The organism is Salinispora vitiensis (assembly GCF_000378825.1).
In the GTDB taxonomy this organism is placed as follows: Bacteria; Actinomycetota; Actinomycetes; order Mycobacteriales; family Micromonosporaceae; genus Micromonospora; species Micromonospora vitiensis.
In genome coordinates this window covers 2,266,062-2,281,184 of sequence record NZ_KB900388.1, presented here as the reverse complement: position 1 = coordinate 2,281,184, position 15,123 = coordinate 2,266,062, and the positions used below count along the sequence as shown (strand labels likewise).

The window sequence follows — 15,123 nt, the reverse complement described above, 5'->3', positions numbered from 1 at the left end:
AGCCTCGTGCGGAGGTCGTTCTTTCCGCCCGGCGGCCTAACGTCGCGCCGTGTCATACGACGAGGAGAGGGCGGTCCGGGAGCGCCTGCATCGAGTGCTGCCGGCAGGCAGGCTGTCCGGCACCGGCCCGCCGAGGGCGGCGGTCCCGGCGGTGGAGAAGCAACCGGCGGTGGAGAAGCAACCGGCGGTGGAGACGCGACCGGCGGTGGAGACGCGACCGGCGGTGGTGACGCGTCCGGCGGCGCCGGAAGGTCCGTGGCGCGACCCGCAGGATGGGTCGGAGGGGGAGGCGGTGTCGTCCGCCCAACCGGACGGAGACCCACCGAGCCGGGTCTTGTCGGGGCCGGGCGCTTTCGATCCGGGGCGGCGTGGGGTGCGGGCGTTGGCTCTCGTCGCTGTGCTGGTGGTGCTCGGAGCGGGCTTCTGGGCCTGGCAGTCCCGGCCTCAGGTCGAGCCGGTCGAGCCGGTCGCAGCGGTGACACCGGTCGCTCCGTCGGCGTCCACTGACCCGACGGAGTCGGGCGGTGAGCTGGTGGTGGCGGTCGCCGGTAAGGTCCGTCGACCGGGACTTGTCCGGGTGCCGGCCGGTGCCCGGGTCGCCGACGCGGTGCAGGCGGCCGGTGGGGCGCTGCCCGGCGTCGATGTCGCCCTGTTCAATCCGGCCCGGAAGGTAGTCGATGGGGAACTCATCCTGATCGGTGTCACCGCGCCACCGGGGGTGACCTCCGCCGGTGACGCGGCGGGAGCGGTGCCCGGCGGCAAGGTCAACCTCAACACCGCCACCCTGGCGCAACTCGACACGTTGCCCGGAGTCGGCCCGGTGCTCGGGCAGCGCATCCTCGACCACCGTGCAGAGCATGGCGGCTTCCGGTCGGTCAGCGACCTGCGCCAGGTTGGCGGCATCGGCGACACCCGGTACGAGCAGCTCAAGGACCTGGTGACGGTGTGAGAAACCACCGGGACGGGCAGCGCCCTGGGCCCGCTCCGAAGGCAGCGGTACCGACCGCATCCGGCGACGGCCGTGCCCACCCGGGGCGTTCCGCCGCTGGTACGCCCGCCGACCCGCCGGACCTGCGGCTGGCTGGCTTGGCTGTCGCCGTGTGGCTGGCCGCGTTGGCCGGCCTCTACCTGTCGGCCAGGGCGTCGTTGCTGGTCGCCGCGATCGCCGCTGTGCTGGCCGCCGCCGGTGGGGTCTACCTGTCTGGACTTCTCGGCCGGCCGCGGGCAGCCGTCCGCCGCTACGGCTGGGCGGCCATCGCCGTCCTGCTCGGGGTGGTGTGCGGGGCGAGCGTCACCGCCGCTCGGGTAGCCGCGCGGGACGCTACTCCGGTGCGTGCCCTGGTCGAGGAGCGGGCCACCGTAACCGTCGACCTGGTCGTCCGGGATGACCCCCGGCTGGTCCGCTCCGGCTCTGGGCGTCCCGCCACGTTCTTGGTGGCAGCGGAGTCGACCCGTATCACCGGTCTTGACGGGCACCGGGTCGAGGCGCAGGTCCGGATGCTGGTCCTAGCTACCGACCCGGCCTGGCGAGCGCTGCTGCCGGGGCAGCGGCTGACCGCTGAAGGTCGGCTCGCTGCGCCGCGGGGCGGCGATCTGACCGCTGCGGTCCTGTGGTCAACCCGGTCCCCGGTTTCACACGGGTCGCCGCCGGGCTTGCAGCGTGCCGCCGGCGTGCTCCGCGCCGGCCTCCAGGAAGCCTGCGAGCCGCTACCGGAGGAGCGGGGTGGCCTGCTGCCCGGCCTGGTGGTGGGCGACACGAGCCGGCTGCCTGATTCAGTGCGGGAGGATTTTCTCGACACCGGAATGACCCATCTTACAGCGGTATCTGGATCTAACGTCGCAATTGTCGTTGGTGCGGTGTTGCTGCTCGCTCGTTGGGGGCGGGCTGGTCCCTGGCTCGCGGCGGGACTCTGTGTGGTGGCGTTGGTGGGGTTCGTGATCTTGGTTCGTCCATCGCCGAGTGTGGTACGGGCGGCGGCGATGGGCGCGATCGGGCTGGCCGCGCTCGCCGTGGGTCGGCCGCGGGCGGCGTTGCCGGCTCTGGCCGCGGCGGTCACTGTGCTGGTGCTTGTTGATCCCGAGCTGGCGGGGGATTTCGGTTTCGCGCTCTCGGTGCTCGCTACGGGTGGGTTGCTGTTGTTGGCGCCCCGGTGGCGGGACGCGTTACGTCGTCGTCGGGTGCCGCCGGGGGTTGCTGAGGCGCTGGCGGTGCCGGCTGCGGCGCAGGTGGCCTGCGCACCGGTGGTCGCGGGGATTTCCGGCACGGTCAGCCTGGTCGCGGTGCCGGCGAATCTGTTGGTGGCGCCAGCGATTGCGCCGGCCACGGTGCTCGGTGTTGTGGCGGCGGCGCTGTCGCCACTGTGGCCGGCGGGTGCCGAGTTTCTGGCCTGGCTGGCCAGTTGGCCGGCGTGGTGGCTGGTTACTGTGGCGCACTACGGGGCGCGGGCGCCGGCGGGGGCGTTGCCCTGGCCGGCGGGGGTCGGGGGTGCGTTACTGCTGGCAGGGTTGACTCTGGCGTTGCTGGTGGCGGTCCGTCGCCGGGTGGTGCGACGGCTGGTGGCGGTGACCGCGGTTGCGGCCGTGCTCGGTGCGTTGCCGGTGCGCCTGGTAGCTGCTGGTTGGCCGCCGGCCGGTTGGGTGGTTGTGGCGTGTGCGGTCGGTCAGGGTGATGCGCTGGTCCTGTCGGTTGGTCCGGGGCGGGGCGTGGTCGTAGACGCTGGGGCGGAGCCGGGGGTGGTGGATCGTTGCCTACGTCGGATTGGTATCCGGGAGGTGCCACTGCTGGTGATCAGCCACTTCCATCACGATCATGTGGGTGGGGTGGCCGGTGTCTTCCGGGGGCGACGGGTCGCGACTGTGCTCGCTCCGTCGTGGTCGGAGCCGGCGTTCGGCCGGGACCTGGTCCAGGTCGCGGCGGCGGCGGGCTCCGTCGAGATGGTTTCCGCGCCGGCCGGTTGGGGCTACCGGGCTGGCGCCGTGGAGTTGACCGTGGTCGGTCCACCGGTTCCGTTGCGGGGCACCCGTTCCGATCCGAACAACAACTCGCTGGTCCTGCTGGCAACCGTCAACGGGGTGCGGATCCTGCTGACCGGAGACGCCGAGATCGAGGAGCAGCAGGCTCTGCTCGACCATGCGCCGGCTGATGGCCTCCGTGCCCACGTGTTGAAGGTCGCCCATCACGGTTCGGCGTATCAGGACCCGGCCTTTCTGGACGCGATACGCCCCTTGGTCGCGGTGGTCCCGGTCGGCCGGGAGAACACCTATGGGCATCCGGATGCGTCGGTGCTGGGCCGTCTTGCCCGCGGCGGAGCCCGGATCCTGCGTACCGACCTTGATGGGGACGTTGCCGTGGTGACCGGGCCGTCCGGGTTGGCCGTCGTCACCCGCGGCGCCGAGGACCCGACCAGACGGTAGTCGGATATGTCAATTCTTCAGACAATGCAGTCGCAAAGTAGCGGCGTGGCGAGCCCTTCGATCGGGCCGGGGGGCCAGTCACGCAACTCGTCACCGACACGTGGGCTGCTGTAGGTGCCGCCCGAGGAATCGAAGAGGCGCCGGACCGCGTCGGTCAGCCTGCTCCGACGATCCGGGCGGGGCGTCGGCCGACGATCCCGCCACTTGTAGAACCACGACTCGGACGCCCCTTAACATTGCAGCGTTCCTATGTCTCCGTACGGGATCCTGCCGTCGGTGACGGCTCTGCGAGGTTGTCACACATGCTGTCGTCGTCCGTATCGCCAGCCTTGGATGCGAGTCGGCGCTGCCGCCACCAGCGCTCGGCCAGACCGACGATCGCGAAAGTCCCCAAGACGTACGCCCACCCGACTAAGACATCGATGACGTAGTGCTCACCCGAGTAGACGAGAGTGAACGTCATCGCCAGGGGATAGAGCAACAGGATGGCCGAGTAGCGCTTCCGTATCCGTGTCACGAAGAACAGCACGACAAGCAGGGCGAAGGCCGTGTGCAGCGATGGGATCGCGGCCACCGGATTCGACGCGAGCTGGCCCAGCCGGATAACGCTGAACGCGCCGTGCATGCCGAACTCCTCGCCACCACGCAGGCTCAGCCGCTCCAAGGGCTCCAGGAAGCCGTGCTCGGCGGCCCACCAAGGCGGGGCGGCCGGATACAGGAAGTACGTAATCAAACCGGAAAGGCTTAGGACGAAAAAGCGCCGCATGAACGCCGCCCACTGCGGCCGCGCGGTGAGCCAAAGCACCGCCGCGACCCCGAGGGCGACAACGAAATGGGAGAAGTAGACGTATGTGATCGCCACTTCCCACCACTGGACGCGCGTGGGGTCATACAAGTTTTCTTGCAGCCAGGCAGTGGGGACAGTGCCGCCCGTCGCCCAGCCGAACATGGCCAGGTCAGCGTTGATAAGTTCCGTGACGTGTGGCTCTCGTACACCATCGGCGTAGCCACGGCTGATGTTGTATACGGTGAGCAGAGCGACAACCGGCAGCCAGTCCCGCGCGAAGCGCAGGTGTGAACGCACTGGTTGGTCTATTCGCCACGCCACCGCAAGTGCCCAGAGCCAGATGACGGCGTACCCAGGATCAGTGGGCAGGCCGAAGGCCAGGAAGCAGACCACGAACAGCAGGGACCACACCGAAACCGCCAGGCGCCGGCTGACGACGAACCGCCGCGACTCAGGTGGACTGTCAGATCCTTGACCCTGGGTAGGCGCTGAGGGAGTTGATGACTCCGCTTCCGCCGTTACGCGCGACTGGTTGGCCATGGAGGCTGAGGCTAACACCTGTTGCACCTGCGGCCGGTCCAGGGGGTCCGTCGTTTAGTTAGGAAGTAGTGCTGGTCAGCGGGGTGAGCTGACGAGGGGCGGCTGCTGGCACATGCCGTGGCACGACGTTGTCTGGGGTGGAGTCGCCGCAGCCGCAGGGTCGATTGACCGATCGCATCGGGCTTGTCGGCCCGGTTCAACCGGGGATCTGCCGGAAGAGCGTACTCAACCGCAGTGGACGGCGTGAGAAGCGGGTCCGGCGGCTGCCAAGGTACGTGATGCTCCGTTACGTGATCGCGAGGGGGTTGTTCTGCGCCGAGTCCGCTGACGAGGCGATGCTGTTGCGCCGCCTGGTGAGTAGCCTGCTTAGCCTCGGCTCCTGGTGCGATGATTGGCAGGTTTCGCGACGTCGGCGCAGCCAGGCGCATCGGCGGCCGGGCGTGGAGCCGGTGAAGAGGTTGTTCGGTAAGGCGCAGTGGGTCCACGCCCAGCCGGTGTCCACCCTGGCCCGGGAGTTGATCCGGCTACGGCCCGGCCGTACCGTGCGCTGCTCGGGCCCGGGTCCCGCCCGGGTACCAAGGGTCCGGGCGCCCCGCTACCTCGATGAACGTCCCGCCGAGGTCGAGGGCCGGCAGGCCCCGGGCCCTGGGAGGGCGACCTGGTGATCGGCAAGGCAGGTAAGTCCGCGGTCGCGACGTTGGTCGACCGGACGTCTCGGTTCGTGATCCTGGTTTCGTTGTCCTGCCGTGACCTGTTGACCGTGGGTGGCGCGATGATCGCCGCCGGGACGCTGCAGCCGCAGGTCGTCCGGTCGCTGACCTGGGACTACGGCTCCGAGATGGCTAGTCACGCGAGGGTCACCGCCGCCGGGTTGCCGGTGTACTTGGCCCGTCCGCGCTCCCGTTCACCTCCAATCCCACCTACTTAGCGATGGTGGCGTCCGAGATCAACGACTAACCCCGTAAGATCCATAGTTGGAAAGCCTTCCGAGGTTTTCGCCGAGCTCGTCGAGGCAAATGCTTCCACTGCCTAATTCTGCCGCGTTGTGCTGGGCGAGACTTCACCTCGCCTAAAAGAGTGCCCGGAGACTGACAGGAGCCAGCGGTGCATACCAAAACGGTCGAGCCACTGACAGTGCCAGCCACCCGCCCCAATCGATGGGTGGTTTCTCTCGTCTGGGCGACTGCCTGTATCGTGGCCGCTTTGCAGGCTTGGGCGGGACTGAGTCGACCTTGGTCCGACCGACTCAGTGACCTACAAGTATATTTGGGGGGTGTCAACTTATGGAAGGCGGGCAGCAGCCTCTATGACTTCGCCGCCGCCGAGACTGGCGCGCCGTTCACTTACCCTCCTTTCGCCGGATTGATATTTGCTCCACTTACCTACCTCAATACTGCAACATTGATGGTGATTTGGACTTTAGCCACCATTGCTGCGGTCGTGGCGATAGCGAAAATTGCCGGGAAGGTCGCCTCCGAAGCCTGGCAGGCCACCTCAGGCGTTGCGATGGCGAGCTCGGCGCTGCTGTTGTTTCTTTCCGCGCCCATCAGTAGTAATATACGTTTCGGGCAAGTTAGCATATTCCTTGCCCTGCTCGTTTTGCTCGACACGATGAAAATCGTCCCCCCAAAATTTGCCGGTGTGGCAACCGGGATCGCGGCGGCATTGAAGCTGACGCCACTGATCTTCATCCCTTATTTTTGGGTTACCGGGCAACGTCGAGCAGCCATGAACGCGCTAGGCACCTTCATTGCCGCTACCGGGTTGACCTGGCTCGTGCTCTTTGATGAATCGATTCGCTACTGGACAATAGAACTGCTGGATGTTCAGCGTGTCGGCAATATCGCCACCGGCGGCAACCAGTCTATAAACGGTGCCTTACTGCGCCTGAACCTCTCCGACTCGGTCCGAACCACCGCTGTCCTAGTGCTCGGTGGTGCCATCGTATTCGTGGCGCTGTGGCGAGCAGCCCAAATGACAAAACGGGGAAGGCTTCTGGCGGCTAGCGCAGTAGTGGGCGCCGCCAGCGTGGTGTTCTCCCCTGTCTCTTGGACCCACCATCAGATTTGGTTGGTGCTGGCGGCTTTCGCAGCAATTAGTCTAGTAGCAGCGCGCAACTGGGCGTGGTCTGCGGTCGTTGCCGCCTTGATGGTTCTACCGGTGACTTCAGTCGGCGCGAATTTGCCGGGCGGCGTTTTCTGGGAAAACATGCGGCTTGCGCTGGCGGTGTTCATTGCGTGCCTCGCGCCATTCGTTGGCGCTAGGGGCAGCACAGCGGCAGAGCCCGCCGGCGCGACCGCTTCAGCTGAAGAAAGTGGTCCGATCGAAACCGGTGATGTTTCGGCGGAGCATCTGGATCCGCCCGAACGGGGTGAGCGTTATCCGCAGGGCGCCCGCAAGGACCCTGTCGGCTGACCTCGGCCCTTCAGTTAGGGCTGACCGCAGGGTCGGGTCGCCCGAGGGTGCGGTGTGGTTCCCAGGCAACCCGACCGTTGTCCATGGCACTAGCAGTGGATCGTGTGGCTGAAGACCCGGCACTGCTGGACGCGGAAGGATCCGCCCACGGCTGCTGGGCCCCCACGGGTCCTGGAAACCGATCAACGCGGACGACATCGTGTTGATCAACCTGGCCGCACACCAGCGGTCACCCGCTACCGCTACAGGGGCAACACGATCCCAAACCCCTGGACCAAGGTCCGAACCACCGCAGCCTGACGGCGACACCGTGGAGAGCCGTATGCGGGGCCAACTCGCACGTACGGTTCGGCGAGCGGCCTGGGGAAACGGACCGGGAGCAATCCCGGCACCGCACCTCAGGCCGACTCGACCGCCCTCTCACGCCGGGGGGTCCTTAACGGCTGCGCCTCCAGGCTCTTCACCGCTTCCATGGCCTTGACCGTGAACCGCCCGGCTCGGCTCTCCCTCGACGCATCGGCTGCCGTATCAACACGACTACGTCGAGGGCCGCGGGACATCGATCCCTTGGGTCCACGCACCCGGACGGCGGGGGCCGGCTGGGGCGTGGTGTTCAGAGGCGCTGCCGTCGTCATACAGAGCGCCGGAGCCCTCGGCGCTCTGTTTGTCAGTTTTCAAGACGAAACAAACGTAAAAGTCGGGATTTGCGCTTAGTGCGGGCTCTGACATCGGAGGGCGGACGACCGGGCTGGCGTGCTCGGCCGACCATGCGAATATGGGCGGCGTGACCGCCGCCAGCCTCGCTCCGATTCTGCTCGTCCTAGGTGACGAGGAACTTCTCGCTACTCGCGCGGTCACCGAGGCGGTCGCCCAGAGCCGCAGTGTGGATCCGGAGGTGGACGTCCGCGAATACCAAGCCGGCTCCCTCACCGTCGGCGAGATCGCGGAGATGCTCAGTCCGTCGCTCTTCGGTGGACGGCGGTTGTTGATCCTGCGGTCCGGCCAGGACGCGCGGAAGGATCTGGCGGCGGCCCTCCTCGCCTACGCGAAGAACCCCGACCCCGAGGTGCAGCTGGTCGTGCTCCACCTCGGCGCGGCCAAGGGTAAGGCGTTCGCGGACGGGCTGAAGGCGGCCGGCGCGACCGTGGTGCCCGCCGCCCGGCTGAGGGGGCACCGGGAGCGGGTGGCGTTCGTCCGGGACGAGTTTCGGCGGGCCGGTGGCCGGTGTACCGACGCCGCCGCCGAGGCGCTCATCGCGGCGGTCGGTAATGACCTGCGTGAACTCGCCGCCGCCTGCTCGCAGTTGATGGCCGACACCGACGGGAAGATCAGCCCGGAGATGGTGGCCCGGTACTACCGGGGGCGGGTCGAGGTGTCGGGCTTCACCGTCGCCGATGCGACGATGGTGGGCGACGTGCCGGCGGCGCTGGAGGCGCTGCGTTGGGCGCTGCACGTCGGCGTTGACCCGGTGCCGATTGCTGATGCGCTCGCCGACGGCGTGCGTACCGTGGCCCGGGTCGCCTCCGCCGGGCGGGGGAGCCCTTACCAACTGGCGAGCACCCTTGGCATGCCGGCCTGGAAGATTGAGCGGGCGCAGCGGCAGAGCCGCGGTTGGACGCCGGAAGGTCTGGTGCAGGCCATGCGGGCCGCGGCCGAGTGCAACGCGGCCGTGAAGGGGGGCTCGGACGACCGGGCGTACGCGCTGGAGCGGGCTGTCGTCTCGGTGGCGGCGGCGCGGCAGGGTGGCGGCCGGTGACCGGACCGAGATCGTGGGCCATCCTGACGGCGGAGGAGGAGCGCTACCGGCCGTTGTACGCGCGCCTGCTGGGGCTGCGGTTCGTCAACCCCGGTGGGGTGCTCTGCTTCGTCTTCTTCGAGGGGGCCGTCGCGCTGGCGGCGCTTCTGGCGCTTGCCGAACTGGTCAGCTGGTGGTCGGTGCTGGTGCTGCCGGCGATGGTCGCGGTGATGGTGAAGATCAACGATGTGGTGGCAGCGCGGGTCGTCCGCTCCGCGGCGCTCGTGCCCGACCAGGAGCGGGACCGCTTCCGCCACCAGATGGAGCCCGTGGTCGGCACCGCGCGGGTTGGCTGGATCCGGCACAGCATGCCTGGCATCGTCGTCTCGTCCGGCCCAGAGCGTCCCGGGGAGCTGGCTTCGGTCGCCGCGCGGGAGCTGCCCTCGGTCGGAGTGCGGGAGCTGCCCTCGGCCGGAGTGCGGGAGCTGCCTTCGGCCGGAGTGCGGGAGCTGCCTTCGGCCGGAGCGGCGCCGGCCGAACGCTGACCTCGGCAGCGCGACCCGTTGTCCTGGGCCACCGCAGGAGATTCGTGCGTCGGGCAGCACAAAACCCCGGACCGGATTGGGCCGGGGTTTTGTCCTGAACTGGTATGGCTGGGTCAGGCGGAGAACGACGCCACGCGCTTGGCGATAGCCGACTTACGGTTCGCAGCCTGGTTGGCGTGGATAACGCCCTTGCTGGCGGCCTTGTCCAGCTTGCGGGCGGCATCGCGCATGAGAACCGTCGCCTTCTCCACGTCGCCGGTCTCGGCGGCCTCGTGGAACTTGCGGATGGCGGTCTTCAGCGACGACTTGACCGACTTGTTACGCAGCCGGCGCTTCTCGTTCTGCCGGTTGCGCTTGATCTGGGACTTGATGTTCGCCACGCGACAGCCTCGTCTGATAGCTCGGGTTGGTCTGCATCCGCGCGGCGAGCATGCGTCATCGTCGCGCGAAGTGCCAGGCTACCAGGTCGCTCGGGTAGCGCCAAAGTTGCCTCCCGGGCCACCCGCCGGAGGCGGTGCGACTGGCAGCGGAGCTCCGCACCCGACGGGGGCAGCACCAGGTCGGGTTCAGCACCCGGTGGCGTCAGCACCGGGCGGGGTTCAGCCCCAGCCCTGCCGGCGGGCAAGCCAGTCGAGCGCGTACTCGCCGCTGCGGCGTTGGTGGGCCGCGAGCTGCTCGGTCGCGGTCTCCGGAACCGTGGCTGCGGTGGTGAGGAAGTAGCCGGCCAGCGCCGCCAGCGTGACATCCAGGGCATCCGGCGGGGCCTCGGCGGTAGCCGGGTGGGCCGCGAAGGCGGTGTCCAGCCAGTCGGTGGTCAGGGCGGGTGTTGCGACGGTGACCTTCGGGAAGGGGGAGCTCGCTGGTTCGGCCGGGGAGCTTGCGCCGCCGGTACCGGCCAACGCTGCGACGGTGACCTCCTGCTGCTCCACGGCATGCCCCCCGAGGAGGAGCGTGACCAGGTCGAACCAGGCCGGACCGCGGCAGAGCCAGGTCCAGTCACAGAACCACACCTGCCCGTGCGAGGTGAGTAGCACGTTGTCCGGCCGCAGGTCCCCGTGGATCAAACCGGCTGCCGGGGCGAGGTACCCCGGCAGCCGGGACTCGAGCCCGACCAGTTCGGGCAGCCGCTGCTCGAGCCCGGCCGGCAGCGGCGGAGGTGCCTCCCGGCCTGCCGCCACGTCACCCCAGCAGAGGATGTCGGCTTGGGCCAGGTCGGCCAGGTGCGGCGGGTTGAGCGCGGCGAGGTCGCTGGGCGGTGGGTCCAGGGCGGCGGCGACCTCCGCGTACGCGGTCAGGGTGGTGGTCAGCTCCGACGGCTCCCACGGGCGCCCGGGCGGATAGCCGTCAACCGCGTCGAGGGCGACGGCGAACCAACCGGACTCTGCCAGGGTCCAGCGGGCTCGGGGTGCCGCCAGTCCGGGCGGGAGCCGGTCGAGGACCGTCGCCTCTCGCCAGTACCAGTTGGCCAGGTGGGAGTCGTGGGGCGCGGCCTTGACGAAGACCTGGCCGCCGTCGGCGGCGGACAGCACCCCGGCGAAGCCACGGGTGAAGCCGGTGGTCGCGGTACGTGTCGCGACCACCGGGGCGCCGAGGCGGTCGGCGAGGGCTGCCCGCAAACCCACTGGCAGGTCGGACCAGCCGGGCCGGCGGGTCCCGGTATGCGGGGGTGAACTCGGCATCTTTCCAGTGTCGTACGGATCCGCGAGTCCACCAGGCTAAGCAGGCAGTGTGTCGACGAACGAAGGGCGGATGTCACCGGCCAGCCATAATCGGGCTCCTCGAGAAGGTTGTCGCACCCTCCTGGCCGGCAGGTTCGGGAAGGTTTGTCACACCCTCCTGGCCGGCGGGTTCGGGAGTTGTCGCACGGTCCCGGTCGGCGGGTTCTGGAAGACTGGCGGGTCATGCGGACCGACGACTTCTGGCAGCTGGTTGACGAGGCCCGGGTAGGGGGTGGGGGTGAGCCGGACGCGGTCGCCGTCCGGGCCGTGGCCCTGCTCGCGGAGCGGGAGCCGGAGGAGATCCTCGGGTACACGCGCCATCAGGCCCGGGTGCTGGCCGCCTCGCACCGCGTGGACCTCTGGGGTGCGGCGTATCTGATCAACGGCGGGATCTCCGACGACGGCTTCCACGACTTCCGTGGTTGGCTGATGACCCAGGGGCGCGAGGTGTTCGCGGGTGCCGTCGCCGAGCCGGACTCGCTGGCCGACCTGCCGCCGGTACGGACCGCGTCGTTGTCGGGTGAGGAGTTCGCCTGCGCCCGGATGCTGGCGGTGCCGTGGGAGGCGTACCGGAAGGCGACCGCGACCGAGCTGCCGGCGGACCGGGATCCGGTTCCGGTGCCGGACCTGAACGATTTCTGGGATTTCGACGACGCGGATGAGGCCCGTCGCCGGCTCCCGAAGCTCGCCGCCCTCTTCGTCGAGCCACCGGGCGAGTAGTCCAGCTGCCAGTGATTCGTCGAGTCGCCGGGCGAATAGCGCGGTTGCAGTGTTTCGTCGGGCTGCCGGGCTGCCGGGCTGCCGGGCTGCCGGGCTGCCGGGCTGTCGGGCTGCCGAGCGGACCGGCCTGCCGTTGAACCGGCCCGGTTTGTCGCCGGGTGCGCTCGGGGTTTGCCCGCGCAGCGGACCCGAGGGCGTGGCGTGGGAGCATTAGCGGGGGCCGGTGCCGCGCCGGCTCGCTCCACGTCAGTCGACCAGAACGGACCGCTGTGCCACCGACGCTCGATTCCGGCGCGAACACTCCTGGTGCCACCGAACCGGCGCGTATCCGGAACTTCTGCATCATCGCCCACATCGATCATGGGAAGTCGACCCTGGCCGACCGGATGTTGCAGCTCACCGGTGTGGTCGACCCCCGACAGATGCGGGCGCAATACCTCGATCGGATGGACATCGAGCGGGAACGCGGGATCACCATCAAGAGTCAGGCCGTCCGGATGCCGTGGGCGATTCGGGAGGGGGAGCGGGCCGGCGAGAGCGCCGTGCTCAACATGATCGATACCCCCGGGCACGTCGACTTCAGCTACGAGGTCTCCCGCTCCCTGGCGGCCTGCGAGGGCGCGATCCTGCTGGTGGATGCGGCCCAGGGGATCGAGGCGCAGACCCTGGCCAACCTCTACCTGGCGCTCGAGAACGATCTGCACATCATCCCGGTGCTCAACAAGATCGACCTGCCGGCGGCGCAGCCGGAGAAGTACGCCGAGGAGTTGGCGCACCTGATCGGTGGCGATCCGGCGGACTGCATCCGGGTCTCCGGCAAGACCGGCGACGGCGTGCCGCACCTGCTCGACGAGATCGTCCGGCAGTTCACCCCGCCGGTCGGTGTGGCGGAGTCGTCGGCCCGAGCAATGATCTTCGACTCGGTGTACGACGTATACCGCGGCGTGGTCACCTACGTCCGGGTGGTTGACGGGCAGATCAACGCCCGGGACCGGATCAAGATGATGTCCACCGGTGCGGTCCACGAGCTGCTGGAGATCGGGGTGATCTCCCCGGAGATGGTGAAGGCGGACGCCCTCGGTGTCGGCGAGGTCGGATATCTGATCACCGGCGTGAAGGATGTCCGGCAGTCGCGGGTCGGTGACACCGTCACCATCAACGCGAGGCCGGCGGCGGAGCCGCTCGGCGGGTACAAGGACCCGAAGCCGATGGTCTACTCCGGCCTCTACCCGATCGACGGGTCGGACTACCCGAACCTGCGGGACGCGTTGGACAAGCTCAAGCTCAATGACGCGGCGCTGACCTACGAGCCGGAGACCTCCGGTGCGCTCGGTTTCGGCTTTCGCTGCGGCTTCCTCGGCCTGTTACACCTGGAGATCATCCGGGAGCGGCTGGAGCGGGAGTTCAACCTCGACCTGATCTCCACCGCGCCGAACGTGGTCTACCGGGCCATCAGCGAAGACGGCGAGGAGGTCGTGGTCACCAACCCGAGCGAGTACCCGACCGGCAAGATCGCCGAGGTGTACGAGCCGGTGGTGCGCGCCACGGTGTTGACCCCGAACGACTTCGTCGGCGCGGTCATGGAGCTCTGCCAGGGCCGCCGGGGCACGCTGCTCGGCATGGACTACCTCTCCGCCGACCGGGTGGAGCTGCGCTACACGCTGCCGCTTGCGGAGATTATTTTCGACTTCTTCGACCAGCTCAAGAGCCGCACCAAGGGGTACGCGTCGTTGGACTACGAGCCCTCGGGCGAGCAGGCCTCCGACCTGGTCAAGGTGGACATCTTGCTACACGGTGAGCCGGTTGACGCGTTCAGCGCGATCGTGCACAAGGACAAGGCGTACGCCTACGGCACCACCATCGCCGCGAAGCTGCGCTCCCTGATCCCCCGCCAGCAGTTCGAGGTGCCCATTCAGGCGGCGATCGGCAGCCGGGTGATCGCCAGGGAGACGATCCGCGCGATCCGCAAGGACGTCCTGGCGAAGTGCTACGGCGGTGACATCAGCCGCAAGCGCAAGCTGCTGGAGAAGCAGAAGGAAGGCAAGAAGCGGATGAAGATGGTGGGCCGGGTCGAGGTGCCGCAGGAGGCGTTCATCGCCGCGCTCTCCTCGGACTCCGGCGGCGGCGGTGGCGGTGGCAAGACGTCCGGTAAGAAATAGCCGAGGCGCGGGGCCCAGGGCAGCCACCCTGGGCCCCCGTATCCCTTGATCCGGTCGACCTCAGGAGGCGTCGAGGACCTCGGCGACCACCCGGGTGGGGCTCTGTTTGCCGGTTGTCGGGGCCCAGACGCCCTCCTCCGCGGTCCACCGTAGCCCTTGGAAGTGGACCAGTTGGACTCCGTTGTCCTGGGCGTGGGACACCAGCCAGTGCGCGTACCGCCAGCCGCCCTGCTCGTCGTCCACCGTCACGGTCAGCCGGGTCGGGTCGGCCGCCGCGGCCTCGGCGGCGAGCCCCCAGTCCAGGGTGAGCCCCTGGGCCAGCGCCGCGGTCGCCGCGGCCCCGCGGTGCTGCGGATCGTCGTTGATGGCGCAGGCCACCGCTCCGCTGGCCTGACCGAGCAGGGCGCGACTCAGCACCTCTGACTCGTCGGCCCACTTCTGGTACGCCTCCGGGAAGGCCGAGCGCTGCACCGTTTGGGCGGCGTCGGTCACCCGCATCTCCTCCCAGTCGCGTACCTTCGCCAGCGCGGCGTAGAAGGTGTTTGTCGCGTACCGCGGGTCCCGGATCTCGGCTGGCGAACCCCAGCCCTGGCTGGGCCGTTGCTGGAACAGGCCCACCGAGTCCCGGTCGCCGCCGGCCAGGTTGCGCAGCCCCGACTCCTGGTACGCGGTCGCCAGCGCCACCACGACCGCCCGTTCCGGCATGCCGCGCTGCGCCCCGATGGCCGCGATCGTCGCCGCGTTGGCCATCTGGCCGGCATCCAGCTCCACCTGGCCGTCCGCCTGCACCGTGCAGCTCCGCCCGGCGAACGGCAGCCGAATCCCGTCCGCGATGTGCCGGAAGGTGATGAAGAGCCCGACCACGGCGACGAGCGCCAGAACGATGCCACTCGCTACGACTGCCCGAGTCCGCACCTGCACCCCCTGATTCGATGAGTCCGACAAGCGTAAGCCCCGGTGCCCGGTGAGCCACCGGCCAGCCGGGGCGGCGCTGCCCGGGCGTTCGGTCGGTTCGGCTGCCGGTCGGTCGAGGCGGCGGTGGGGCGTCTGCGACTTCCCGTGCTGCGCCGGCCAGAAACCCGGCGCTTTC

The 15,123-nt window shown here is 68.9% G+C and carries 11 protein-coding genes and 1 pseudogene; 8 read left to right on the top strand and 4 right to left on the bottom strand.

The window, feature by feature from the left end:
- The first annotated feature begins 49 nt into the window (after nt 1-49).
- Both SALPAC2_RS0110515 and SALPAC2_RS0110510 read left to right on the top strand, forming a co-directional pair.
- Nucleotides 50-949, top strand: a complete 900-nt coding sequence (locus tag SALPAC2_RS0110515) for a ComEA family DNA-binding protein (RefSeq protein ID WP_026184609.1) — start codon at nt 50-52, stop codon at nt 947-949.
- Complete coding sequence (locus tag SALPAC2_RS0110510; protein ID WP_018216618.1) at nt 946-3,414, top strand: ComEC/Rec2 family competence protein; 2,469 nt, start codon at nt 946-948, stop codon at nt 3,412-3,414. The genes SALPAC2_RS0110515 and SALPAC2_RS0110510 overlap by 4 nt, the downstream gene beginning before the upstream one ends.
- 247 nt (nt 3,415-3,661) lie before the next feature.
- On the opposite strand, the gene SALPAC2_RS0110505 is transcribed toward SALPAC2_RS0110510, so the two are convergent.
- Nucleotides 3,662-4,741, bottom strand: a complete 1,080-nt coding sequence (locus SALPAC2_RS0110505) for a phosphatase PAP2 family protein (RefSeq protein ID WP_223874893.1) — start codon at nt 4,739-4,741, stop codon at nt 3,662-3,664.
- 200 nt (nt 4,742-4,941) lie between these two features.
- Between SALPAC2_RS0110505 and SALPAC2_RS28605 the strand changes: the two are divergent.
- The 4 genes and pseudogenes from SALPAC2_RS28605 to SALPAC2_RS0110485 form a co-directional block, all read left to right on the top strand.
- Nucleotides 4,942-5,774: pseudogene (locus SALPAC2_RS28605) on the top strand (IS30 family transposase); the annotation flags it as partial.
- 128 nt (nt 5,775-5,902) lie between these two features.
- A complete protein-coding gene (locus SALPAC2_RS26055) occupies nt 5,903-7,156 on the top strand; it encodes a glycosyltransferase 87 family protein (RefSeq protein ID WP_162561332.1) in 1,254 nt (417 codons plus the stop codon).
- Nucleotides 7,157-7,931: 775 nt separating this feature from the next.
- On the top strand, nt 7,932-8,912 hold the full coding sequence (gene holA, locus SALPAC2_RS0110490; RefSeq protein ID WP_018216614.1) for a DNA polymerase III subunit delta: 981 nt from the start codon (nt 7,932-7,934) through the stop codon (nt 8,910-8,912).
- Entirely contained in the window at nt 8,909-9,436 is a 528-nt protein-coding gene (locus tag SALPAC2_RS0110485; RefSeq protein ID WP_018216613.1) for a hypothetical protein, read from the top strand. The genes holA and SALPAC2_RS0110485 overlap by 4 nt, the downstream gene beginning before the upstream one ends.
- A gap of 113 nt (nt 9,437-9,549) precedes the next feature.
- Here the strand turns inward: SALPAC2_RS0110485 and rpsT are convergent, their stop codons facing one another.
- Complete coding sequence (rpsT, locus tag SALPAC2_RS0110480) at nt 9,550-9,816, bottom strand: 30S ribosomal protein S20 (RefSeq protein WP_012014671.1); 267 nt, start codon at nt 9,814-9,816, stop codon at nt 9,550-9,552.
- A gap of 219 nt (nt 9,817-10,035) precedes the next feature.
- Nucleotides 10,036-11,115 (bottom strand): phosphotransferase, encoded by a 1,080-nt coding sequence (locus SALPAC2_RS0110475; protein WP_033662066.1) that lies wholly within the window; start codon nt 11,113-11,115, stop codon nt 10,036-10,038.
- A gap of 222 nt (nt 11,116-11,337) precedes the next feature.
- Here SALPAC2_RS0110475 and SALPAC2_RS0110470 point away from each other — a divergent pair, with 222 nt between their 5' ends.
- The gene (locus SALPAC2_RS0110470) at nt 11,338-11,874 is read left to right on the top strand and encodes a DUF4240 domain-containing protein (protein ID WP_018216611.1); all 537 of its coding nucleotides are present in this window, start codon (nt 11,338-11,340) and stop codon (nt 11,872-11,874) included.
- 269 nt (nt 11,875-12,143) lie between these two features.
- Nucleotides 12,144-14,033, top strand: a complete 1,890-nt coding sequence (gene lepA, locus SALPAC2_RS0110465) for a translation elongation factor 4 (protein WP_018216610.1) — start codon at nt 12,144-12,146, stop codon at nt 14,031-14,033.
- 60 nt (nt 14,034-14,093) lie between these two features.
- Here the strand turns inward: lepA and SALPAC2_RS0110460 are convergent, their stop codons facing one another.
- Nucleotides 14,094-14,954: a hypothetical protein gene (locus tag SALPAC2_RS0110460; protein ID WP_018216609.1), complete on the bottom strand. Its 861-nt coding sequence runs from the start codon at nt 14,952-14,954 to the stop codon at nt 14,094-14,096.
- Nucleotides 14,955-15,123: the final 169 nt, after the last annotated feature.

What these genes read in the sequence shown, in the direction of transcription:
- SALPAC2_RS0110505 (WP_223874893.1), bottom strand. Translation starts at nt 4,741, where the DNA reads ATGGCCAACCAGTCGCGCGTAACGGCGGAAGCGGAGTCATCAACTCCC.
- holA (WP_018216614.1), top strand. Translation starts at nt 7,932, where the DNA reads ATGGGCGGCGTGACCGCCGCCAGCCTCGCTCCGATTCTGCTCGTCCTA.
- SALPAC2_RS0110475 (WP_033662066.1), bottom strand. Translation starts at nt 11,115, where the DNA reads ATGCCGAGTTCACCCCCGCATACCGGGACCCGCCGGCCCGGCTGGTCC.
- SALPAC2_RS0110470 (WP_018216611.1), top strand. Translation starts at nt 11,338, where the DNA reads ATGCGGACCGACGACTTCTGGCAGCTGGTTGACGAGGCCCGGGTAGGG.